Here is a 21,848-nt window from a genome sequence, read left to right on the forward strand (position 1 = left end):
GAGGTTATGGCACAGGTATTTGCAATTGGTGATGTGGTTAACGATGAAGAGCGTAAAGCCATCGCTTGGTTAAAAGAAAAGTTACCCGGCGATTACTTTATTATTCATAGCTTTGAAGTTGAACAGTATGACCAGCTGTTTGAAGTGGATATCTGTGTTGTAGCGCCCCATGCTATTTACTTAGTGGACGCCAAAGGCATCCATGGCCAGGTAGAGGTGGATGGAACCATGTGGCATACCTCGCACACCAGTTATCGCTCACCTTTACCGAAGTTGCGTGGCAATGCAAAGTCGTTATCGGGCCTCATTTGTAAGCAGAATCGCGCAAATAGAGATTTAAAAAACATCTATGTAGACACTGCGGTGGTGCTCACCATAGATGATTGCGAGTTCAAGGACCCGGAAGATCGTGAGCGCGGCCATGTGGTGGCACTAAAAAACAGCACCCGTTTCTTCACCGACAGTGCCCGTATTCCAGAGCGCTTTGAGCGCAATGTGACTAAGTACATTCAGGTCATCGCTGAAGCCTTGGGTAAATCGGCCAAAAAGCGTAGCCATGGTGAACGTTTTGGTAACTGGGAAGTGGCTGAAACCTTGGTTGATAATCGGTACTTTACGGAATACCGAGTATTTAACGTTACCGCGGGCCGCAAAGGCGGTACGGTGCTGGCTAAAGCCTATAAAGCCGACCCTTACCTGCCAGATGAAGAACGCAGCAAGCAAAAGCGCCTGATTGAAAACGCGTATCGTGCCATTGCAAAAATGCCCTCGCACTCTGCCATTATTGGTGTGAAAGACTTTTTTGTTACCGAAGCGCAAGACAAGTATTTGCTACTAACCGACGACATTCCTGGCGAAATCCTCAGCAAAAAGCTTAAAGACGCAAACTCGCTGCTCACGCTGGACCAGAAAAAGCGCATCGTTAATGACCTGTTGCTGGCGTTAGCGCATTTATGCCGCAATAGCGTAGTCCATCGCAATATTACCCCTGAGCATATCTTAATGGGGGCCGACGGTCAGCCACGGCTGATTGATTTTGACTACGCTCGGATAGGGAGTGAAAACACCACCACGATTGCCGACGAAGTACAGCAGCGGATCTCAAACCGTTATAAAGCCCCCGAACTGTGGGCTGATAGCCATGCAGCGAGCTGCGCCTCGGATATGTACAGTTTAGGTCTGGTTATTTTTGAGCTGTTTAGTGGTGATGCGGCCTTCGATTCGGTCACGCAAGCCATCGAGAAATCGTGTCTGCTCAGTACAAAGTTGAGTGAGCGATATAAACAGCTACCAGTAGAGTTTGATGATTGGCTGCAAACCTTATGTCACAAAGAGGCACTGCAACGGCCAAGCCCTGAAGATGCGCTGGCGCAATTTAATGCACTCTGGCAACCCAAAGCAGCAGTAGACGTTACAGAGCCAAATAAACCAGCACAACTCAGCGTTAATACGCCAATTACCCATGAGGTTTCAGTCAATTACAAGCGCTTACCCAGTGGCTACCAGCTAACCAATAAATACGTCGTGCAGCAACCACTCGGTAAACCAGGTGGTTTTGGTATTGTATATAAGGTAACTGATACCTTTGGCGATGTTTCGCGTGCCGTTAAACTGATTTTGAATGATAGAGAATCGGTATTAGAGCGCTTAAAGCAGGAATACCGCACCTTGGTAAAACTGCCAGAGCACCCTTATGTGGTAAAGGTGTACGATGCAGACGTACTTCCTAATCAAGGCCCGCCTTATATTGTTTTTGAGTACCTTGAAGGCTTAGATGTCAGTGAACTGATCCAGCAGCGCTCATTAACGGCACACGAAGTGTGGACCATGGCCAAGCAAGTCGCGGAGGGGTTACGACATTTACATGAGCACAATATTTTCCACTGTGACATCAAGCCACAAAACCTGATTTGGAAAGACGGTAAAGTTCGTATCATCGATTTTAACGTATCGGTAGATGCTGAAGATCTAACCTTAGGTGGCGGTTCCCGAAAGTATTTACCACCAGATTTAAGCATTACCGAAACACCGCAAGCCTCTGATTTAGTTGACAGGGACTTATATGCCTTGGGCATTACCCTATATCGTGCCATGACCGGTGAATACCCATGGGCCAATGTGCAGTGCCCACCTATGGACGAGTTAGCTCGTCACCCTAGTGAGTTTACCCAGAGCTTTAATTTAACCGATGATGTTTCGGCGGTACTGCTAAAACTGATCGCTCCAAAACGAGTTGACCGTTTTGAATCTGCCGAACAATTGCTGAAAGCACTGAATAAAGTCCAGCAATTGAAAAAGGCGCAAACTTTATCGGAAGAAAGTACTTCGCAGTTTCATTTGCCGCCACTTGCGGATGGCTCTAACCCAAGTAAATCTGCGTTTCATGATTTTATGCTGACGCTGTATAGCCAAAGTCGCCATTCAAATGCCGGCACCCGTGGCTTAGATGATTACGCAAAGTTAATTTACGTTGAAACCGCCTTAGATACCGAGCTTGCTCCTGCAATTCTGGCTGGGCAACTGCGCTTGGTACTGATTACCGGTAATGCAGGTGATGGCAAAACCGCATTTTTGCAGCAATTGGAGGCTCAAGTTGAAGCGCAAGGAACAAGCGTTCACTTAAACCCACAAGGGAATGGCAGCTGGTTTGAAATAAATGGCCATAAATACCTGACTAACTACGATGGTAGTCAAGACGAAGGTAGCAAAGATAATGACGCGGTACTCGAAGAGTTCTTTAGCGTCTATCAAGGTAACGATTCAAATGCATGGCCACATCACGAGACCCGGTTAATTGCCATTAACGAAGGTCGGCTAGTCGACTTTTTAACCCAACATTCAGAAAGGTTTTCTGCTCTAAAAGCCGTAGTTGAACAAAGTTTAAAAGATGGCTCAGTGCAAAATGACGTGGCGGTAGTTAACCTAAATATGCGCGATGTGCTGGCTTCGACGCAAAGTCAACCTAAGTCTATTTTTGAGCGAATCATCGGAAAAATGACCTCGGCCAAGGTTTGGCAAGGCTGTGATTATTGTGCGCTAAAAGACAAATGCTACGTTAAGCACAATATTGCTACCTTTCAAGACGAGCAAACTGGCCCTAAAGTCATCGAACGTTTGAAGTATATCTACAGACTGACCAGTTTACGCAATCAGCTACATATCACGATGCGAGATTTACGTTCGGCACTGAGTTATACGCTAGTCGGTGAATACTCCTGTAACGAAATTAAAGAAATCTATGCCAATGGCGAAGCCGACAAAATCCTTCACGGTTATTACTTTAACGCTTGGTGCGGTAACGACAATACCCAAGATAGATTGTTAAAGCTGCTGAGGGAAACCGACATTGCTCAAGGGTCTGACGTTCGCTTAGATCGCGGACTGGACTTTTTAGGCTTAGATGCTGTTGATTGGTTGCAGTTTGATCAGCGTAGTGAACACGAAACTCAGCTGCTAGCCAATGTTCATCAGAGCTTACCCAATGGCACGGCACTAAGTGAGAGTAAGGAACGCTATCTATCTCATCGTAATGTGGTCGGGATGTTACGCAGAAAGGCCTACTTTGAGCGCCGTGGAGAAAACTGGCAAACATTACTGCCTTATCGTTCAGCGAAGTTATTAGTACGTTACCTCGAAGACAGTACGTTACTAAATGAAGCGAAATCGCTTGCCATTAATGCAATTAACCGTGGCGAAGGTTTGCATAATCCGATGTATTTTAACGGCCAACTGGCGATGCAAGTACGTAAGGTACACTTAGGCACTATTAGAAGTTATCGCTTATTCCCATCGGATGTTTTTTCCATTGAAGTGAAAGACTCAGCGATGAACTCGTCATTTGTGGAGCATAGTCCGCAGTCACTATTGCTTAAGTACCAAGATGCGACCGGCCTTACGGCTGAGTTGGAATTGGACTTGGATTTGTTTGAAATGCTGCATCGTCTTAATCAAGGCTACGTGCCTTCGGCGCAAGCGGAGCAGAGTTTTTATTTAAGTTTAACCGTATTTAAGAACGTATTGGCTTCAGCACCATATCAAGAGGTTTTGCTAACTACCAACGGCCAACAGTACGAAAAAATAACCCGCGACGAAGGTGGTGTGTTGCAATTAGAACGATTGGTAGCGGAGGTTCAGCCATGAAGTTAGGTAAAAAAGATAAGGCTTTTCGCACCAATAAAGTGAGCTATCTTGATTACAAAATTGTCGAAATGGATAGGGTCTTAACTCATCTATTCGCTCGGCTAAAGCACAATGGCGCTTCTAGTAAACTAAGTGCTAAAGGTATGACGGTTGAGTTGTTTAAAGACGAGTTTCTAGACTCTCGTAATGGAACACATTTTAAAAACTTCTCTCAAGCCCCTATTACTATTGAAAAGTGGATTGAAACCCACTTGGTGGACTTAATTAATCGTGGCAAGGCTAACGAAGCGGTTGCTGCGCCGAGACCACTTCACGGCAATACTTATTTGTTTCGAAATCCTAAAAATTGCCGGGATTATGGTGCCTCTAAGCAAGTATATGAGTTGCTTTACCATGCCAATAATGGTCAGACCGCGATTAACCGACTCAAACAGTTTTTCTTTGCTGGTGTCGATTCTACGACAGGTCAGTATGATAGTTCGTCGCAAGTAGATGTTGAAACGCAGGCAATATTAAGACTGTCTGATCAAGTAAAGTCTGACGCGCCGGATCATGCTGACTTACAAGAACGGTTTGCGCCGCTTAATCAACAAGCTGCGGATATTTTAGCTGAAGATATCATTAAGCTTCTGACGTATCGCCAGTATATTCCTCGTTCAGTGATGGTTGAGTACATAAAGATATTGTTAGCCTTTCACCTGGCGCTATACCAATTGAAATTGTTTAAGTTGCTACCGGCTTTGTCTAAGAGTAAGGGACGTAATCTTCAAGAGAGCAATAAGCAAAAGACGGCGCTCTATGTGGACATGACAAATGGCGCTAATGGCTTGAGTGAATCGATGGCTGAGCAAAGCGCGACGTTACACTACAAGCGTATTCCTGCTTTTGTTAAAGCCTATTTCGGCGTTAAAAAACTCGATGAATTTGCAGAGTATCTATCGAAAAAAGGTAAATTATCGGGGTCAAAATCGATAAAACAAATGTCAGTGCCTGATTTGTTCACTCTGCTGGAGTCGCCGTTAGAGCAAGAGCGCGATCAGTTTTTTGGTCAGCGCAACGCTGGAATTTTAGATACGTCAGTGTCATCTGCACATGAGTCAGAGGAAATTCCGCCAGAGATTCATGCTATTACCCAGCTAGGCTTACCTGAGTATGAAACCTACATAGAGATTTTGTTATTTGTCCAAGGTAATGCAATTCGCTCTGGTTTAGTCAAAAACCTAGATAGTTTTATGCTCAAGAATAAACCTGGTGCTTTGTTAGAACAACAAAGTGGTAGCACTGGTGGACGTCGATTTAGCGTTGATGGACGACTGCTAGAAGTGTTGTTACAGCTGGCAGTACTCACCAAAGGTGGTGACTTGGGTTTTCACACTAAGGAGTTAAGAGTTGATGAGCTGTTAACTTTCTTAAAAGAACGATATGGCATTTTTATTGAATCGTTACCCGATACAGATGCTTTCTGTGAGTCATCAATTGATGTGAATAAAGCGCTTAGAGATAACTTATCTGGTTTTAAACGCCGGTTACGAGAAATTGGTTTTTATCGCGATCTTTCTGATGCGTATGTAACACAAACTGTTACTCCAAGGTATCAGATAAATAGTAAGCAAAATGAGAGTATGAAAGGACATAACGCATGATTAAGGGAATTCAAACCGTTATTAAGTCAGATATTGACGGCAGCTTAATCAGTGTCCTTGTACCTAAGTTTAAGTTGTTATTAGAAACTCGCGGTGCGGGCCACTGCATGAAGGTATCTGATTTAGAAACAGAGCTGATGTATCAGCTTAGTGAAGTCGTATCAGGTGCGGTTGAGTATGCCCAGGTTGCCGTATTGGCAGAGAAAGCGACGCGTAATTTTTCGGTTACCAGCACCAAGCTTGTTGAACTGCGAAACCCTGATGAACACGGCCAGCTTCGCCAGCCATTACTGATTTTTGTACCCAATGAATTAAAAACGTCCTCTGAAGACTCTTTTGGTGCTGCGACCTTTGAACAAATTGATATTTCAGATGCTTATTGGCTTGCGTTTAATCAAGTAAAGGCTGAATCTCCTGATCCGATTAAGCGGTTGTTGGACGAAGTTTACTTCATTCTTCAAGAAAAGGCGGCGTTAAAACTCAGTGCTTATCAATGGTTGCGATACGCGTTAACGATTAAGGTTAATGGCTTTGATCCAAGTGTTGCTGGTGCTGCTCTTTACGAGTTGGGGTTGATTCCCGATCTTGAGTTGCATCAAGATCATTCTATGTTGGTACGCAAATTAGTTAAAAATCGTGAGTGTGTACAAATTATAAACCGCTCTGAGAAATCAGCGATTGCAACCGTTTATGACCTACAGCTAGAAGGTGAAGATTTTAACAAGAGATTAGCGCTCTTTTTAAATGATCAGGAAAATCTACTCGATAGCAGTTGGCGCAAGCAATTAGTGGTGGATAGCAGCAACTGGGCACTCACTTTTGATAAATGGCGCTTTCAATATGAGGAAGATGCCACTGATGCAGTTTGTTTAACGGTGACTGAGGTTGGTTTGCCGCTTATTCCTGAAGATGAAACAGACCCAAACTTGCAACAACTGATTGGCCAACAAGTATTAACTACTGGCCAAGGTGGTTTGAAAAAGTTTTCTGTGACTTTTTCTGTTTCACCAAAGCCTAGTGAAGTTAATGGTTTAGCGAAATATAAAGCTCAGGTGTTTACTCAACAAGGTGATTTTGTTGGGTTAATTAAGGTAGGTAAAGCTACATCAAAATCCACAGTTACAATCACGTTTAATAAGTTGACTGGAATCGAATGGGAAGAAGGTTGGCATTACATTCGAATTCAAGCGTTTGATGAAAACGATGAATTACTACCTTTGGTTGATGACAAACAGTGTCCAATACCGTGGGGTACGTCCAGTGCGGAGGAAGCTGGCTCACGAATTAATGAAAGTGATCTGTTTTATGTATTGCCAGCAGCAGATGCAGAGGTTGAGCCAATTGAGGGGCGAAAAGTCAGAGAGGCGTCATTAGCGCATGCGAAGATTAAAGCTGAATTTGCCAACGTCATCGAAACTGAGAAATTTGCCAATGCTGAAGTAATGGAAACGACTTGGCAGGATAGTAAGAGTAAGGCTGAGTCGATCGTCAATGTGAAATTCAAGAAAGGAAGTGGTATTCAAATCCCCGTTACCACTTACTTAAAAGACTTTGAGCAAAAAATTCTAGCTAATCCAATGGCCGCTTTGACTTGGCGTGTAGAAATTCGCAATCAAGAAGCAAGTGAGTCTGGTGCCGATGCTGTAGATTGGCCAATAAAGGGTGTAGAAAGCCAGTTTGAAAAGTTTAAAGTGGCACGTGAAACGTACTTTCAAATTATACATCAAGATGAGAAAGAGCTAATTTCTGTCGCTCATGATCATGTGTCTTCATCACATGAAGCCTACTTGTATTCCAGCAGCTATTTAGAATACCTAGCAGCGGTATTTCAGGAAACTGAAAATGGACATGACTATTCGACTGAATTAGCCGCGTTACTTCGCTTGGATTCACTTTCAATCGTGATATGGAATTATGACGGCAGCTATAAAAAAGCCATGTTACTGGGGCCTACACATCCACTGAGGGCTTTATGGCTAGGTGGATGGGCTTCTCTTGCGGAAGCTTGGGCAAGACAGAGTGAGAAGGTTGGTAAGGAAATCGCGGTAGGAACTAAAAACAGTTTATTAGAAGAACTCGCATTAACCAATTTTCCTTACGTTCTGCCAGACTCTCAAGGCCAGTTGATGGTCGCACTTGATAGTATTCATCCATTTTGGAGTATTCTGTCGTCTGCACAAGAAAAAGAGCCACAAGCACTCATTGATAAAATTAAAACTGCATTTGGTATTAAAAATGATTACCAGCAAGTTGGTAAGCAAAGTAGTACCTTTCTCGCCACAAAAGTCGAAAGATATCTGATACAACACCCCTATGTGAATTGTTTATCGATCAATGTGTTTAACGCGGGGTCTGCGGGAGCCGTAGCGGGCATGTTGTTGGCTTTGAGAAAGAAACCGGAGCTAAAGCATATTAGTTTTGATATTCGTCTATTCGTAGCTGACCCATACGCGACAGAAGTAGGCGCTGATTTATTTAAGCTGATAAATAGTGGCGAAGACAGTGAGAATGAAAATCAGCTATTTCATTCAGCAGAAAATCACTTGCAGCCAAAGTTAAGCATTTCGCTCAGAGCTAGCTCTGAGTTTGAGCAGTCGCCTGATGAGTTTCAGTCTCATCTAAGCATGTTATTCGATGTGTTCCCTGCACAAGAGTTATCGGTAGTAAAACCGCAGGCAGATGAACAAGTTGCGCCTATATATGGGTTGTATCAGGACTATTGCATTGATTACTTCGATGAGAATGGGGTTGTTGCTTGGGATCGTCACACGAGACATGGTGCTGCGAAAATGCTTTTTGGTGGCCAGATATCGGAGGCTATAGCAAAACTGCCTAAAATGATGTCGGGAATAACCGCATCATTAGCGACGGGCGACTTTTCTTTAGAACAGGTGCCTGTAGTCAGGTTGGCTCTTGATAGCGCTGAAAGAGCTTTGTTAAATCAATTACACGAAGTCAGTGATTGGGTATTCACTGTGGATAGAAACTTGGGCATTGAATTTTTTGATCACGGTGGTAAAGATGGTCGTCCAGATTATCTGATTGATCACAGCCCTGAAATGGCTTCTTCAAACACGCACAACTTTGTTATTACTTCGCGTTCTACTACAGAAATAGAAGCATTATTGAGAGGGACCTTAGAACAGCATCAAATTGTTCCTGATGTTAATAAGGCGACGAGGGTTTTAGACTCACTTAGAGCGTTGTCAGGCAGGCTTGCACTAAAACTGGCTTCAAATAGCGCTTCAAAGTCGGAAGCCTTAGGGTTGGCGCTATCCAAACTTTATCTTGAATACCAGGGGGTGTTCAAAGATCAGATCATTGTTCCTTTAGATGCCCACCTAGAGCTATATTCCGAGCTTCAAAAAGGAGATGGGGAGCTTGGTGCTGACGTTAGCTTTAAAAGAACTGATTTAGCATTGTTCGATTTAGATGCTTCATCACGCACAATTCGTTGTAATTTAGTCGAAGTTAAGTGTTATTCAGAAGTCGGCGATATGACGAAGTATGAAGGTTTAAAAAAGAGTATTGCTGAGCAAATCTCGGAATCTGAACGTGTTCTTCAGCGTCATTTTGATTTGACTCGTACAACATCGGATAGGCCTGATCGCTTGGTTAAAACACAAAAGCTCTGTGTCCTTCTTGAACATTACCTTAAACGATCTGAACGTTTTGGTTTATTGACTTCTGAGGTTGTTGAGGAGGCGAGATTTTTGCTTCGGACCTTGGAACAGGGATACAAGCTTTCAATTACCCGAAGTGCAGTTATTTTTGATTTCGGTCAGAATAGTTCCGGCGTTGAAAAAGAAGTTGGTATCGAGTTTCATCGTGTTGGGCGAAACCATATTGACGAATTGCTCTCCGCTAAAGTGCCTGAGGATAATGAACACAGTGAAGGAACGTTGGATTCACTTGAGCTAACGCTGCCTAAGTTAACTTCGGCCGAATTTTTACATAAAGAGCGAGATAGAACCGTATCTTGGGCTGAATTAGTATCTCAAGCTGCGATCACTTTACCTGAGCGGCCAGATACTTCGAAAGATGAAACGATTAAAGTACTGCCTTTTAATGATGATGAGCCAGCTACTGTTTCGCCGTCGATTAATCAGGGCGTTGAAGAAGTAAAACCTGTTGGTAATCCAGCTCCTGCAATAACTAATACTGTAGAGCCAGAGCCAGAGCCAGAGCCAGAGCCAGAGCCAGAGCCAGTGCCAGAGCCAGAGCCAGAGTCTGACGAAAATTTGCACATCCCTAACATCACAACGGGTAATAAAATTGAGGTCGTTCCCCACGATATTGTTCTTGGTGTCAACGGTGACTCTGCTCAGTTTGGCCTATTGGGAGAGGTCCATGGACGGAAAATAGCCTTAGATTTAAACCATACACACACACTAAGTTTATTTGGTGTTCAAGGTGGGGGCAAAAGCTATACATTAGGCTCAGTTGTGGAGATGGCAACTAAATCAATTCCATCGATCAATACGCTGCATAAAGAGTTGGCCAGTGTGATATTCCATTACAGTGCTACTCAGGACTATAAACCTGAGTTTACGTCGATGATAGCCCCAAATGACGATGTTACGCAGTTAGCTAAGCTTAAAGAAGTATATGGTGCGGAGCCAGCTTCCTTAGATGATGTTGTGTTGTTAGCTCCTGAAGACAAGTTAAACGAACGTCGTGCTGAGTACCCTGGAATTGAGGTACATCCGTTGAAGTTTTGTTCTTCTGAATTGCAAGCTGGGCACTGGAAATTTTTGATGGGGGCTATCGGCAACCAAGCCGCATATATCCGCCAACTAGGCAATATTATGCGTAAAAATCGAAATAACCTCTCGATCCAAGCGATAAGGGATGGAATACAAAACTCTAGTCTTTCGGATTCACTTAAAGACCTAGCAGACATGCGTTTGGATTTTGCTGAACAGTACATTGATGACCAATTAAACGTTGGTTCGCTGATTCGACCAGGCAGAATGATCGTTGTAGATGTTCGAGACGAATTCATCGAAAAAGATGAGGCATTAGGCTTATTTGTGGTGCTTCTGCAAATATTCTCGGAAGCCAAGTACCAAGGGCAATCTTTTAACAAGCTAATTGTGTTTGATGAATGTCATAAATACATCGATAGTCCAGACCTAGTAAAAGGGCTTGTGGAAACGGTACGCGAAATGCGCCACAAGGGCACCAGTGTCATGATTGCCAGCCAAGATCCACCGTCTGTACCGGTGGAACTTATTCAGCTTTCATCACAGATTATTCTGCATAAGTTCAACGCTCCGGACTGGTTAAAGCATATTCAAAAAGCCTGTATCGGTTTGAAATCACTAACGCCTGAGAAGCTTGGAGCGTTAAAACCAGGTGAGGCATATATTTGGTCTAGCAAAGCCAGTGATAACGCATTTGTCAGCGACGCAATGAAGATTCAGTGTCGCCCAAGAGTGACTAAGCACGGTGGGGATACTTTGACTGCCGTGTAAGTATCTTGGTCACTTGGTATCTAGCCGGCTGACTGTGTTGTTGTTTTCTGTTGGTTAAGCTTTTGATTTATCGAGGGTAGCTGGTTACGCAACCAGTTACTGTACTAAGATAGTTACGATTGATAATTCACCCATTAGTCTAGTCGTGCTTTTTGTTTAAAATGTGACGGTTCGCGCAAAATGCGATCACCCAGAAATTCTGGGCAGTTCTAATTGAAGCAAAGGCAAGCAGATTAGAGTTAGCGACATATACAAAAACATCGAGCTATTTGGCGCTTTTGATATTAAAATCGCATCAACAACACCCCTCCCGCTACCCGTTAGATCAGCGCCCCGCGAGGGGTTACTCGTTTTTAAGGCTTCTAATTTTTGCTACCGTAATCAGTTACGGCACCAAAATTAGCTTTTATCCACACATCATTCTCTGGCCCACAAAGGTGGTGCAGCAGCGCTAGGTTGATCTGGTGGCTAATAACGTTGCCGTTTCGTTTTCGGTTGTCTTTTCTTAAACCGCTCACTAATAACCCCGTACATGATTTGCCTATTTGCTCCGGCGAACTGGGCAGGCAAAAGGCGCGGTTTTGCTGTTTGGGGTGCAAGGTAGCGCGCTTTCCTGTTTTAGATAAAGGCGTAATGCACCAAAAGATACGGGCGTTGGCGGGAGTATTAAGTTGTAATGTGTTGGATGTCGGTAACAAATGCGCTGGTAACACAACTAACCCGCCTTGCGCGTGGCCATCAACCTCAGGTAAAGGTAGCCAATACAGGTTTGGCCATTGCTCGGGGCTCTGCCATTTTTCTACGATCACTTGTGCGCCAATGCTATTTAGCCATTGGTGAATGGGGCAGCCTGGGGTCACTTGTTTAACGCGTGGTAACTGATAGGTCAGCCAGCGGGTTAAACGTTCGGCGGCATTATCGCACTGGCTTAATGCTGGGTAGAGGGTAAACTCGCCATGCCCAACCAGTAAAGCGACCACCTGCTGTATCCATTCTCTATCCCAATCGTTACCACTTGCCCATAACACGTCACTTATCACCATGTTGGTTTTTTCATGCCGTCTATTTTCAGTGGTCGGGTGCAGACTCGGTGGTGAAATAGATGAAAGAAATGGCCATCAAACTAACCAGTCAAATCGGTTTTTTGTTATGACCTGTGCGCGGCAACTGATTGAAATATATCGTCCAATGCGGCTCTGTTTGGCGGCATTTGGCTAGTGCAAAAAAATCGAGACGCCAAACTATCGTTTGCATTCTGGGTTAGAAAAAACAAACGGTTTGTACTTTGGATTCGAGGTTGGTTTAGGGTGCAAAAAGTACCAAATCTTGCTTTGTGTCAGTACCGGCAAGGCTTAGCAGCGTTGGATTTCAATCGAGAAGCCAAACAGTGAATGGGCTAATTTCCCTGTTTGGCGTTTCGATCCAAAAGCCAAACGGATAGTGGTTTTGGCGTATGGGTATAAAAGTATGAGGAAGTGTTCAACGAAGAGCGGCTTGCTAATTTAACTTGGGATTTGATGGAGAGGTGTCTTCCAACTTGAGTGAAGGTTGCTTGTCACTGTTACCCTCAAAGTATTTAAGGGCGTACCCCATTGCCTTGTAGCTTTTCTCGCGTTTTTTAAACATGCGTTGCAGCATAGGGAGGGCGCAGCCCACATAGTCGTGAATGGTGACTTGTGTTTTTCCTTCCGATTCACGATGAATACGACCGGCATATTGAGCCAATGTACCTTTCCATGCGATGGGCATGGCCAAAAACAACGTATCCAGTCTTGGTAGGTCAAACCCTTCGCCTACATATTTTCCTGTTGCGACGACGACTTGAGCCGATTGCAGATGATTGTCAGCGTTCTTGCGTTCCGCAGCTTTCATGGCACCTTTAAGTACGACAGTGCTTATACCCATCTCGGTAAGTCGTGAGTGTATGTACTCTGCGCTCTGTAAGGACTAACGGGTGAACGCTCGTTTTGAGCGCTACGCAAAGCCTCTCTTAATGCGAGAAGCTGCTGCTTTTCGTTTTCAAGCTCAGCTAGCCTGTTATCAATAGCAGAAATGTTTGGGTAGCGAGCGTCATTCATAACAAACTAATTTTGATTCGCAGCGCTATGACGCGCGAACTTGCGGTGGCTTGATCAGTGACTCTGCTGGAATACCTAACCCTTCATGAAGTTTCCAAATCATTTTTAGCGTGAGTGATCGCTTATGGTTTAGGATTTCATAAACACGATTGCTTTTACCTATCATGGGTTCAAGATCTTTAACCGTTAAGCCTTTGCGCTCCATCTCAAACTTTATTGCCTCAACAGGGTCTGGCAAATCCATTGGAAAATGCTTTGCTTCGTAGGCCTCGACTAACGTAACCAAAATGTCCAGCTTTTCGCCTTCGACGGTATCAGGCTCCGCCATCATTAGGTTTTCGATGTCGTTTAATGCCGCGCGGTAGTCGGCATCTGTTTTAATAGGTCTGATGTCCATTATATTTACCTCTTGTTACTACCTTTTGGCTTCAAATCGTTTGCACATCAATTTTATCGTATTGCGCATGGCTGCCGATAAACCGTATGTAAACCACCTTGTAGGCATAATTGATCCAAACGACTAATCGGTATTTATTACCGGCAATGTTAAACACGACACGCCCATCTTTGAGGATGCTGGCATTTCTAAAGTCCTGTTTCACATCCGCCGGTGATCCCCAATCAGCGTTTAATGCATGTCTATACCACGCTAAAGTTGGTTCTTTAGCGTCAATGTATTCTGGGCTGTCTTCCCAAAATGTTTTTAAGGTTGATAGTGCGATAATTCTCATAAACAGATGTTAGTCCCATATTGGGACTTTTGCAAGTTTGGTATTTTTGATGCGGTTAGGAGTTTTTACCGCATCCCCAATTGCCCCATTCCTTGGGGCGGTTCACATCCCTCTTATTCACCCTCTGAAGCTCGGCATATCAAGTGTTGCCCCATTGTCCCAACTGCCCACGGTAAGTGAGCAAATGGGGGCTTGCTAGTTTCGCCTGATGGGCCTTTTCGGCATGCGGCTGCGTTTGCCATCGAAGAACGCCAATACTCTGAACCAATAGAGCGATTCTTCATAACCTAGGCTGTACGTTGGGCGTGCAGGCGGGATGAGCCCTAGTTTACGTCCTAGGCCGACAATCACGTAGAACGTGAGTTTTAACGTCAGCCAAGGAGCGAGTACCACGAATACCATCAGGCATTGCCGGGTAAGTGCGTAGCCTATGCCATGAGGCTGTTCGAGTAGGGCAATGCCAATACACCAGCCAAGTCCTGCCAGCATGGCTATTGGAAAGGTAATGGGGGCGAGTCGCATCATAAATTGCATGTTAACGCCCTCCTGTGTGGTATTGTGAAGCGGGCTCAAAGTTCACCAGTGGTTCAACCACATCAGCTACGGTTTGATGGGCAATTCGGCGCTCTTCAAAGTAATCGTGGCGGTCGTAGATACCCTCAACGCCTTTTAGCTTATGGTTAAGACAGCGTTCGGCCACATTGCCTGCAATGCCCAAAGAGGCGGCAAGGCTGCGAAAGGTGCGGCGCAGATCGTGCACGGTGAAGTGTTCAAGCTTGCCCATTTTATTCGGTGGCTGTTTTTTGCGCCCAGGCTCGCGACCAAAGAGTTTAGAAATGGCGCGGTTTAGCGTATCTGGCCCCATATGTGGACGATGGCTTGCTCGTCTGGCTGGGAAAACATAAGGTGAGCCACAAGCGCGGATTTGCAGCTCGTTAAACCAGGCAATGGCTTGGCGTGGTAAGGGAATGCTGATTGGCACGCCAGTTTTACTTCGTTCCTTGGGTAGGTCCCATACGCCCGTGGTTAAATCCATTTCACGCCACATGGCTTCGCACAGTTCGCTTTTGCGCACGCCCAATACCAAAAACAGGCAGCAAGCGAGGTAGTTGTCGCGGCCAAAGCTATTGATATGGGTATGAAACACGCTAAAGGCGTAGTGAATTTCCTCTTTGCTGAGCATCCTGTCTTTACTGGACTCCACACCACCGGCATCGTCCACGGTAAATGCTGCGGCGGGGTTGTTCAGCGTTAAGTCGAGCTTTATCGCATGTCGAAACAGCTGCTTCATGTACATCAAGGTATCGTTGGCGATGGTAGGGCGGTTACTTTCTCGAATGCGTTCCAATACTTCACGTACATGTGTTGGCCGCACGGCTTGGATAGGAAGTTGACCAATCACTGGTGCAATTTCTTTGGTAAAAACACGTTTGGGTATATTCGGGTGCTTTAATCGGCGACTTAAGTCTTTGGCATACCAGTCTTGAAACAGCTGACTGACATTTTGGATCTCTGGGATGGTTTCAATAGCACGGATTGCTAATGGGTCTTCACCTTGCTGAAGTTGTAGCTGCATTTTAGATGACTCAAGTCGAGCCTCTGCTAAGGTCATGCTTGGATATTGACCGAGCGTGGCTTCTCGTCGTCCGTTTAGGCTGGTATACCTTAGTATCCAATACGGCATGCCAGATTTTCTTACGCAAAAATATAGGCCATTCCCATCACTGTATTTTTTGTTTGCTGTTGCGGTGCGAGCATAAGACTGCACCTGAGTTGCGGTTAGTTTTGCCATCGTTTGTTACTCTATATTCCTAAGAAATCGTTAAAATTTGCTCACCATTGCCCACCACTGTTTGTTTATCGATTGGTTCGATAGTTGAGTGATTGAACAATCTGCAAGCAGCACGATAAGTGGAGATGGCATAAGGCGGTGGTGAGATAGATGCAAAAATCTGCTCACCAGATACCTTGACTTTTTGCTTATTGAGTCAAAAAAACAGGTCTTGCCACCATTCTGCCCACCACTAAACAGGTAGTTGGTAACGGACATCTGCAAACCGATTTGGACGGGGAAAATAAAAAAGCCCTGTATTTTCAATGCTCTTCACAAGGTAATACAGGGCTTCTAAGACATTCTTGGACGGGTAAAAAAACTATTCGATGTTTTGCACTTGCTCGCGCATCTGTTCGATCAATACTTTTAAATCCACCGCGATGCGGGTGATGTCGCTGCGAATCGACTTCGACGATAGCGTATTCGCCTCACGATTCAGTTCTTGCATCATAAAGTCGAGGCGACGGCCTATGGGTTCGTCGCGGCTAAGTATGTCGCGCACTTCATGGGTATGGGTGCGCAGGCGGTCGGTTTCTTCGGCGATATCGGCTTTCTGTGCGGCCAATATCATTTCTTGTTCGATGCGCTGTGGATCTAGGGTGTCTTTAAATTCACTTAGCTTGTCGTGCAATTGCTGGCGTTGGGCGGCCAAAGCTTCGGGCATGTGTTTATCGACGGCGGCAACGTGGGTATCAATTTGATCAAGGCGTTGGCGAATTAGCTCCGCAAGGGCTTGGCCTTCGCGCTGGCGCGCATTGCTCAAGGCGGTTAGGCATTCGGCAAAACTGGAGAGGGCGGTTTGCTCCATTGCTTTGCTATTAACCTCGTTATCATCATGACCATCGAGCACACCGGGCCATTGCATCAGACGTAAGACATCAAGAGTGTTTCCGGGGCCGATGATAGCGGCGATTTGATCGGCGGCATTATTGAGGTCGCGTACTAGGGCTTCGTTCACCCGTAATTGGCTCTGTTGTTCTTGCGCCTGATATTTTAAAAATACTTCGATTTTACCGCGCTGAAAGCGCTGTTTGAGTTGTTCGCGTAATAACGGTTCTAAATCGCGAAAGGCGTCAGGCAGGCGAAAATGGAGTTCTAGGTAACGGCTATTGACCGAGCGCACTTCCCAAATAAATCGGCCCGTGGCGATTTGGGTGTCGGCTTGAATATGTTCGCCGCTATGACGGGCGAAGGCGGTCATGCTGTAAACCATGAAGTACTCCCTTTCAAAATTAGAGCCACATTGTACGGATTTTCAGCCTGTTTTGCCGGTATAATGGCGGCCTTTGCACGACAATTTATTTAAGGATTCCAACTATGAGACCCAGTGGCCGTTCAGTCGATCAACTTCGCGATGTGCGCATCACCCGACATTTTACTATGCACGCTGAAGGCTCAGTGTTGGTTGAGTTTGGTAATACCAAAGTGATTTGTACTGCCAGTGTTGAAACCTCAGTACCGCCATTTTTGCGCGGAAAGGGGAAAGGTTGGGTAACGGCAGAATACGGTATGCTGCCGCGCTCAACTGGTTCACGCATGATTCGTGAAGCGGCGAAAGGCAAACAACAGGGCCGTACGGTTGAGATTTCGCGGTTAATTGGTCGTAGTTTGCGTGCGGCGGTTGATTTAACCGCTTTGGGTGAAAACACCATTAATATCGACTGTGATGTTATTCAGGCCGACGGTGGCACGCGCACGGCATCGATTACCGGTGCTTGTGTTGCTTTGGTGGATGCCATTGAGTGGTTAAAGAAAAACGGCAAGGTAAAAGGCGAGCCACTGAAGCACATGATTGCTGCAGTATCGGTGGGTATGTACAAAGGCACCGCCGTTACCGATTTGGATTACGCTGAAGACTCTGAAGCCGAAACGGATTTAAACGTCATTATGACGGCCAGTGGCGGCTATGTTGAAATTCAAGGTACAGCAGAAGCTGAGCCATTCACGCCAGATGAGTTAAACGCTATGTTGGCGTTAGCGCAGAAGGCGGTTGGTGAGTTGGCGCAAATTCAAAAAGCGGCACTTGAAGCCTAAGAGCAAAGAGCAGAATCGATAACACGTTGAATAAAAAAGGAGGCCAATGCGGCCTCCTTTTTATTACTTATTACCTATTACTTCTTTTGAGCATCGAGTCTAATCAAACGTTGAATTACTCGTCTTCATCGTCGAATTCGTACTCAATTAACACGGCCGCATGCTGGCCAAAGTTAAGGTTTTTTTCGATGCGCGCTTCGACCACAAATTGGCGCACATTCGGCGTACAAATTTGCATGTCTTTGCGCCAGCCGTTTTGATTGCGGCGAGCACTGTCTTCGTCTGGCCACCAAGTAAATTGGTTTTCACCAAAGTTAGCTTCGCGGAAAGCATCGGCATAGCCTACCGGTCCAAACATCTGGTCGAACCACGCGCGCTCTTTCGGTAAAAATCCAGGCGTGTCGTTAGCACCTTGCCAGTCACTGAGATCGACGGTTTTATGAGCAGCTTCAAAGTTGCCACAAAAAATGAACTCACGACGTTTGCGTCGAGTTTTCTCTAAATGCGCTAAAAAGGCCTGCTGGAAGGCGAGCTTGTCTTCTAGCGTATTGTATTGATCGACGCCCGGAAACAACACTGAGCCTACGCTCACGTGTTCGAAGTCGGCTTGGATAAAGCGACCTTGTAAGTCCCAGCGCGAGTCGCCAATGCCCGTCATGATGGCTTTTGGTACTTCGCGAGTCAGTAATGCTACGCCCGAGTAACCGTCGGCCTCGGCGTCAAAGAAGTAAGCATTAAAGCCCTTCGGATACACCACGTCGTCGGATAACTGATACTCTTTGGCCTTGAGATTTTGAATCGCAACGACATCTACGTCGGCGGTCTCAAGCCAAGTATAAAGCCCCTTTTTGACTGCCTGTTCTAGGCCGTCAACGTGCAAGCTGATAATCCTCATACATGGTTCCCAACTGATGAAGCGTGTATCATACCGCATCCTTATTAAAGCGGGTAAATCTGGCGACATTTGTCAGCATTTTATTCTGTTCCACCCGCACGACCAATCACTTCTAGGACTTGTTATGCAGCCGTATCAAAAAGAATTCATCGAATTTGCCATTCAGCAAGGTGTTCTCAAGTTTGGTGAGTTCACATTGAAGTCTGGGCGAATTAGTCCTTATTTTTTTAATGCTGGTTTGTTCAATAGCGGTGTAGCTTTGGCCAAGCTTGGTCGTTTTTATGCCGCAGCGCTAGAAGATTCTGGCGTTGAATACGATGTGGTATTCGGTCCTGCGTACAAAGGTATTCCATTATCGGCTGCATTGACGATAGCACTAGCAGATCAATATCAAAAAGATGTGCCTTACGTCTTTAACCGCAAAGAAGCCAAAACTCATGGTGAGGGTGGCAACTTAGTGGGTGCACCATTAACGGGCCGTGTATTGATTGTAGACGATGTGATCACGGCTGGGACGGCAATTCGTGAAGTGATGGCAATGATTGCCGCCGCCGATGGCGCAACGCCAGCCGCTACACTGATCGCTCTGGATCGTCAAGAAAAAGGGCAGGGAGAACTGTCTGCGATTCAAGAAGTGGAACGTGATTTTGATATGAAGGTTGTCAGTATTGTCGGTTTGAATCAGGTGTTGGATTATGTAGCCATGCAACCTGAACTCGCGCAGTATGCTGATGCAATTAGCGCGTATCGAGATCAATACGGAGTGAAGTAATGTCAACGCGATTAATCTGGGTGTTATCCGCGGCTTTGATTGGCCTGCCGATGGCTGCTGAAGCCTCTATGAAGTTGTATCGATTTAAGGTCGATGGTCATGTAGTGGTGAAAGATAACGTACCGCCAGATTTAGCGCCTTTGGGTTACGAGGTTCTTAATAGTCGTGGCATGGTTGAACGCGTGGTTCCTCGTGCTCCGACTGCGGAAGAGCGTGCGGCGACTGAACGTGCAGAAGCGCTTCGCTTGGATCGTGAACGTCGTCATGCAGAATTGCGTAATAAAGATGCTGATTTGCAGCGGTTGTACGCCCAGCCGGGGGATGTTGATCGAGCGCAAACGCGTAAAGCCGATGAGATTGGCTCGTATATCGAGCTTCAGTTTCGTCGTATCTCTGACCTTGAAGAGAAGTTAGCGAAGGCACAAGAGAAGGCGGCAAACGTAGAACGTCGCGGTCAAGAAGTGCCGGCGGATATGCGCTTAGAAATTGTTCAGCTTGAAAATGGCATTCGCGATGCACAGAAGAATATTGATATGCGTCGTAAAGAACTGGATGACAGTAAAATTCAGTTCCAGAAGCAGCGTGAGCGTTTGCGCATACTGCAAGTGTATGAGTTAGGTACCTTGCCAGAAGACGTAGATCCCGCAAAATTGCCGCCGCTACAGCCGTAACTGCAAGCGGCTTCAGTGTAGAGCTAGACGCTAGAGGCCGCCTAAATCCTTATCACGCAGTAACGTTGGGCTCAATAGAGCCCATTGCTCGTTCCAATACTGAGTTGGAAGCTCTTTGAACTCGCTGCGCACGTATTGGCGAATTCGCCCTTCGATGACGGCCGTGAGCAAGTTTGCTTCCGCGCTGGCGGTTTGTACCGGTACTTTCTTCTCCCGCATTTCTGCTTCACGCAGAATTTGCTTCAGCTGAGTTTCAATGCGTTCGAAGAATTGTTGGATACGTTGGCGCAGTCGTTCCGTTTCTCCTGCCAAGGCATCCCCCGAGAGTAAACGACACATGCCCGGGTTCTTCTCGGCAAAGGTGAGAACCAGAGTCAGTGTGCGTTCGCAGCGCTCGTCGGCCAATTCAAAATCTTGCAAAATACGGGTAATACGAGAAAACACCGCATCTTCGATAAAAGCGATTAAACCCTCAAACATTTTTGCTTTGCTTGGGAAGTGGCGATACAAGGCCGCTTCCGACACGCCCACCGCCTTCGCTAAGCTTGCGGTGGTTATGCGGGCACCCGGATTACTCTCTAGCATCTGGGCGAGTGCTTGTAGTATTTGATCGCGGCGTGAGATCTGTTCAGAATTATCTGACATTCAGACCCCGTTACGCGTTACGACGATTGGTGATGAGTGTGCCCACACCTTCGTCGGTAAAGAGTTCAAGTAAGGTTGAATGAGCCACGCGGCCGTCGATAATGTGCGCGCTGTTAACGCCCGCATGCACGGCATCCAAAGCACATTGAATTTTCGGCAACATGCCACCGTAGATGGTGCCATCGGCAATCAGATCATCCACTTGCTTGGTGGATAAGCCCGTTAATACCTTGCCTTCTTTATCCATTAAACCAGCGATATTGGTCAGTAGAATCAACTTCTCAGCACGCAATACCTCTGCAACTTTACCAGCCACTAAATCGGCATTGATGTTGTATGACTCGCCGTCTTCGCCGACACCGATGGGTGCAATGACTGGAATAAAATCGGAATTGGTCAGCATGTCTAAAACCGAGGTATTGATGCTAGCCACTTCACCGACATGGCCGATATCAATGATTTCGGTTTTTAACATGTCTGGGCTGCTTTTTGTAACGTGCAGTTTACGCGCATGCAGTAGCTGGCCGTCTTTACCGGTTAAACCAATAGCTTTGCCGCCGTTTTGGTTGATGAGGTTGACGATGCTTTTATTAACTAGGCCGCCGAGCACCATTTCAACGACGTCCATGGTTTCGCTGGTGGTGACGCGCATACCGTTAACGAATTCGCTTTGAATGTTTAGCTTGGTTAGCAAGTCGCCAATTTGGGGACCGCCACCATGAACCACGATAGGGTTAATGCCAACAAACTTGAGCATGACCATGTCGCGCGCGAATGAGTTTTTGAGGGTTTCGTCGGTCATGGCGTTACCGCCGTACTTAACCACGATGGTTTTACCCACAAAGCGCTGCAAATAAGGCAGTGCTGCACTGAGAACATTGGCGGTATTCATAGCGCTGTCACGCGATAACGGCATGGAGTTGCTCCT

The 21,848-nt window shown here is 45.9% G+C and carries 16 protein-coding genes; 6 read left to right on the forward strand and 10 right to left on the reverse strand.

What is annotated here, in order from left to right; all coding sequences use genetic code 11:
• Positions 1–6: 6 nt before the first annotated feature.
• The 3 genes from mads6 (at position 7) to mads8 (ending at position 11,260) form a co-directional block, all read left to right on the forward strand.
• Entirely contained in the window at positions 7–4,140 is a 4,134-nt protein-coding gene (gene mads6 / locus TOL_RS00930; protein ID WP_015485383.1) for a methylation-associated defense system protein kinase MAD6, read from the forward strand.
• Complete coding sequence (gene mads7, locus TOL_RS00935; RefSeq protein ID WP_015485384.1) at positions 4,137–5,783, forward strand: methylation-associated defense system protein MAD7; 1,647 nt, start codon at positions 4,137–4,139, stop codon at positions 5,781–5,783. Before mads6 ends, mads7 begins: the two co-directional genes overlap by 4 nt.
• 107 nt (positions 5,784–5,890) lie before the next feature.
• Positions 5,891–11,260 carry a methylation-associated defense system ATP-binding protein MAD8 gene (gene mads8 / locus TOL_RS19080; RefSeq protein WP_173391446.1) on the forward strand — a complete coding sequence of 1,790 codons (5,370 nt, stop codon included), beginning with the start codon at positions 5,891–5,893 and terminating at the stop codon, positions 11,258–11,260.
• Positions 11,261–11,622: 362 nt separating this feature from the next.
• Here the strand turns inward: mads8 and TOL_RS00945 are convergent, their stop codons facing one another.
• The 7 genes from TOL_RS00945 to TOL_RS00975 form a co-directional block, all read right to left on the reverse strand.
• A complete protein-coding gene (locus tag TOL_RS00945) occupies positions 11,623–12,303 on the reverse strand; it encodes a hypothetical protein (protein WP_015485386.1) in 681 nt (226 codons plus the stop codon).
• Between the two features lie 454 nt (positions 12,304–12,757).
• Entirely contained in the window at positions 12,758–13,165 is a 408-nt protein-coding gene (locus TOL_RS00950; RefSeq protein WP_015485387.1) for a DEAD/DEAH box helicase, read from the reverse strand.
• A gap of 198 nt (positions 13,166–13,363) precedes the next feature.
• Positions 13,364–13,735: a helix-turn-helix domain-containing protein gene (locus tag TOL_RS00955; protein ID WP_000354815.1), complete on the reverse strand. Its 372-nt coding sequence runs from the start codon at positions 13,733–13,735 to the stop codon at positions 13,364–13,366.
• Positions 13,736–13,766: 31 nt separating this feature from the next.
• Complete coding sequence (locus TOL_RS00960) at positions 13,767–14,069, reverse strand: type II toxin-antitoxin system HigB family toxin (RefSeq protein WP_001926661.1); 303 nt, start codon at positions 14,067–14,069, stop codon at positions 13,767–13,769.
• Positions 14,070–14,264: 195 nt separating this feature from the next.
• Positions 14,265–14,594 carry a hypothetical protein gene (locus TOL_RS00965; RefSeq protein WP_231847998.1) on the reverse strand — a complete coding sequence of 110 codons (330 nt, stop codon included), beginning with the start codon at positions 14,592–14,594 and terminating at the stop codon, positions 14,265–14,267.
• Between the two features lie 10 nt (positions 14,595–14,604).
• The gene (locus TOL_RS00970) at positions 14,605–15,861 is read right to left on the reverse strand and encodes a tyrosine-type recombinase/integrase (RefSeq protein WP_015485389.1); all 1,257 of its coding nucleotides are present in this window, start codon (positions 15,859–15,861) and stop codon (positions 14,605–14,607) included.
• Positions 15,862–16,222: 361 nt separating this feature from the next.
• Complete coding sequence (locus TOL_RS00975) at positions 16,223–17,116, reverse strand: YicC/YloC family endoribonuclease (protein WP_015485390.1); 894 nt, start codon at positions 17,114–17,116, stop codon at positions 16,223–16,225.
• A 104-nt stretch (positions 17,117–17,220) separates the two neighbouring features.
• Here TOL_RS00975 and rph point away from each other — a divergent pair, with 104 nt between their 5' ends.
• Positions 17,221–17,937: a ribonuclease PH gene (gene rph, locus TOL_RS00980; RefSeq protein ID WP_015485391.1), complete on the forward strand. Its 717-nt coding sequence runs from the start codon at positions 17,221–17,223 to the stop codon at positions 17,935–17,937.
• A gap of 115 nt (positions 17,938–18,052) precedes the next feature.
• On the opposite strand, the gene TOL_RS00985 is transcribed toward rph, so the two are convergent.
• Entirely contained in the window at positions 18,053–18,832 is a 780-nt protein-coding gene (locus TOL_RS00985; protein ID WP_015485392.1) for an exodeoxyribonuclease III, read from the reverse strand.
• A gap of 124 nt (positions 18,833–18,956) precedes the next feature.
• Between TOL_RS00985 and pyrE the strand changes: the two genes are divergently transcribed.
• Both pyrE and TOL_RS00995 read left to right on the forward strand, forming a co-directional pair.
• A complete protein-coding gene (gene pyrE, locus TOL_RS00990) occupies positions 18,957–19,604 on the forward strand; it encodes an orotate phosphoribosyltransferase (RefSeq protein WP_025264510.1) in 648 nt (215 codons plus the stop codon).
• A complete protein-coding gene (locus tag TOL_RS00995) occupies positions 19,604–20,275 on the forward strand; it encodes a hypothetical protein (protein WP_015485394.1) in 672 nt (223 codons plus the stop codon). The genes pyrE and TOL_RS00995 overlap by 1 nt, the downstream gene beginning before the upstream one ends.
• Before the next feature lie 30 nt (positions 20,276–20,305).
• Here the strand turns inward: TOL_RS00995 and slmA are convergent, their stop codons facing one another.
• Both slmA and argB read right to left on the reverse strand, forming a co-directional pair.
• Positions 20,306–20,920: a nucleoid occlusion factor SlmA gene (gene slmA, locus TOL_RS01000; RefSeq protein ID WP_015485395.1), complete on the reverse strand. Its 615-nt coding sequence runs from the start codon at positions 20,918–20,920 to the stop codon at positions 20,306–20,308.
• 10 nt (positions 20,921–20,930) lie between these two features.
• Positions 20,931–21,836, reverse strand: coding sequence for an acetylglutamate kinase (gene argB, locus TOL_RS01005; RefSeq protein WP_015485396.1), 906 nt, complete (start codon positions 21,834–21,836; stop codon positions 20,931–20,933).
• Positions 21,837–21,848: the final 12 nt, after the last annotated feature.

The sequence above is a fragment of the Thalassolituus oleivorans MIL-1 genome (genome assembly GCF_000355675.1).
GTDB classification, from domain to species: Bacteria; Pseudomonadota; Gammaproteobacteria; order Pseudomonadales; family Oceanobacteraceae; genus Thalassolituus; species Thalassolituus oleivorans.

What these genes read in the sequence shown, in the direction of transcription:
- mads6 (WP_015485383.1), top strand. Translation starts at nt 7, where the DNA reads ATGGCACAGGTATTTGCAATTGGTGATGTGGTTAACGATGAAGAGCGT.
- mads7 (WP_015485384.1), top strand. Translation starts at nt 4,137, where the DNA reads ATGAAGTTAGGTAAAAAAGATAAGGCTTTTCGCACCAATAAAGTGAGC.
- mads8 (WP_173391446.1), top strand. Translation starts at nt 5,891, where the DNA reads ATGAAGGTATCTGATTTAGAAACAGAGCTGATGTATCAGCTTAGTGAA.
- TOL_RS00945 (WP_015485386.1), bottom strand. Translation starts at nt 12,303, where the DNA reads ATGGTGATAAGTGACGTGTTATGGGCAAGTGGTAACGATTGGGATAGA.
- TOL_RS00950 (WP_015485387.1), bottom strand. Translation starts at nt 13,165, where the DNA reads ATGGGTATAAGCACTGTCGTACTTAAAGGTGCCATGAAAGCTGCGGAA.
- TOL_RS00955 (WP_000354815.1), bottom strand. Translation starts at nt 13,735, where the DNA reads ATGGACATCAGACCTATTAAAACAGATGCCGACTACCGCGCGGCATTA.
- TOL_RS00960 (WP_001926661.1), bottom strand. Translation starts at nt 14,069, where the DNA reads ATGAGAATTATCGCACTATCAACCTTAAAAACATTTTGGGAAGACAGC.
- TOL_RS00965 (WP_231847998.1), bottom strand. Translation starts at nt 14,594, where the DNA reads ATGATGCGACTCGCCCCCATTACCTTTCCAATAGCCATGCTGGCAGGA.
- TOL_RS00970 (WP_015485389.1), bottom strand. Translation starts at nt 15,861, where the DNA reads ATGGCAAAACTAACCGCAACTCAGGTGCAGTCTTATGCTCGCACCGCA.
- TOL_RS00975 (WP_015485390.1), bottom strand. Translation starts at nt 17,116, where the DNA reads ATGGTTTACAGCATGACCGCCTTCGCCCGTCATAGCGGCGAACATATT.
- rph (WP_015485391.1), top strand. Translation starts at nt 17,221, where the DNA reads ATGAGACCCAGTGGCCGTTCAGTCGATCAACTTCGCGATGTGCGCATC.
- TOL_RS00985 (WP_015485392.1), bottom strand. Translation starts at nt 18,832, where the DNA reads ATGAGGATTATCAGCTTGCACGTTGACGGCCTAGAACAGGCAGTCAAA.
- pyrE (WP_025264510.1), top strand. Translation starts at nt 18,957, where the DNA reads ATGCAGCCGTATCAAAAAGAATTCATCGAATTTGCCATTCAGCAAGGT.
- TOL_RS00995 (WP_015485394.1), top strand. Translation starts at nt 19,604, where the DNA reads ATGTCAACGCGATTAATCTGGGTGTTATCCGCGGCTTTGATTGGCCTG.
- slmA (WP_015485395.1), bottom strand. Translation starts at nt 20,920, where the DNA reads ATGTCAGATAATTCTGAACAGATCTCACGCCGCGATCAAATACTACAA.
- argB (WP_015485396.1), bottom strand. Translation starts at nt 21,836, where the DNA reads ATGCCGTTATCGCGTGACAGCGCTATGAATACCGCCAATGTTCTCAGT.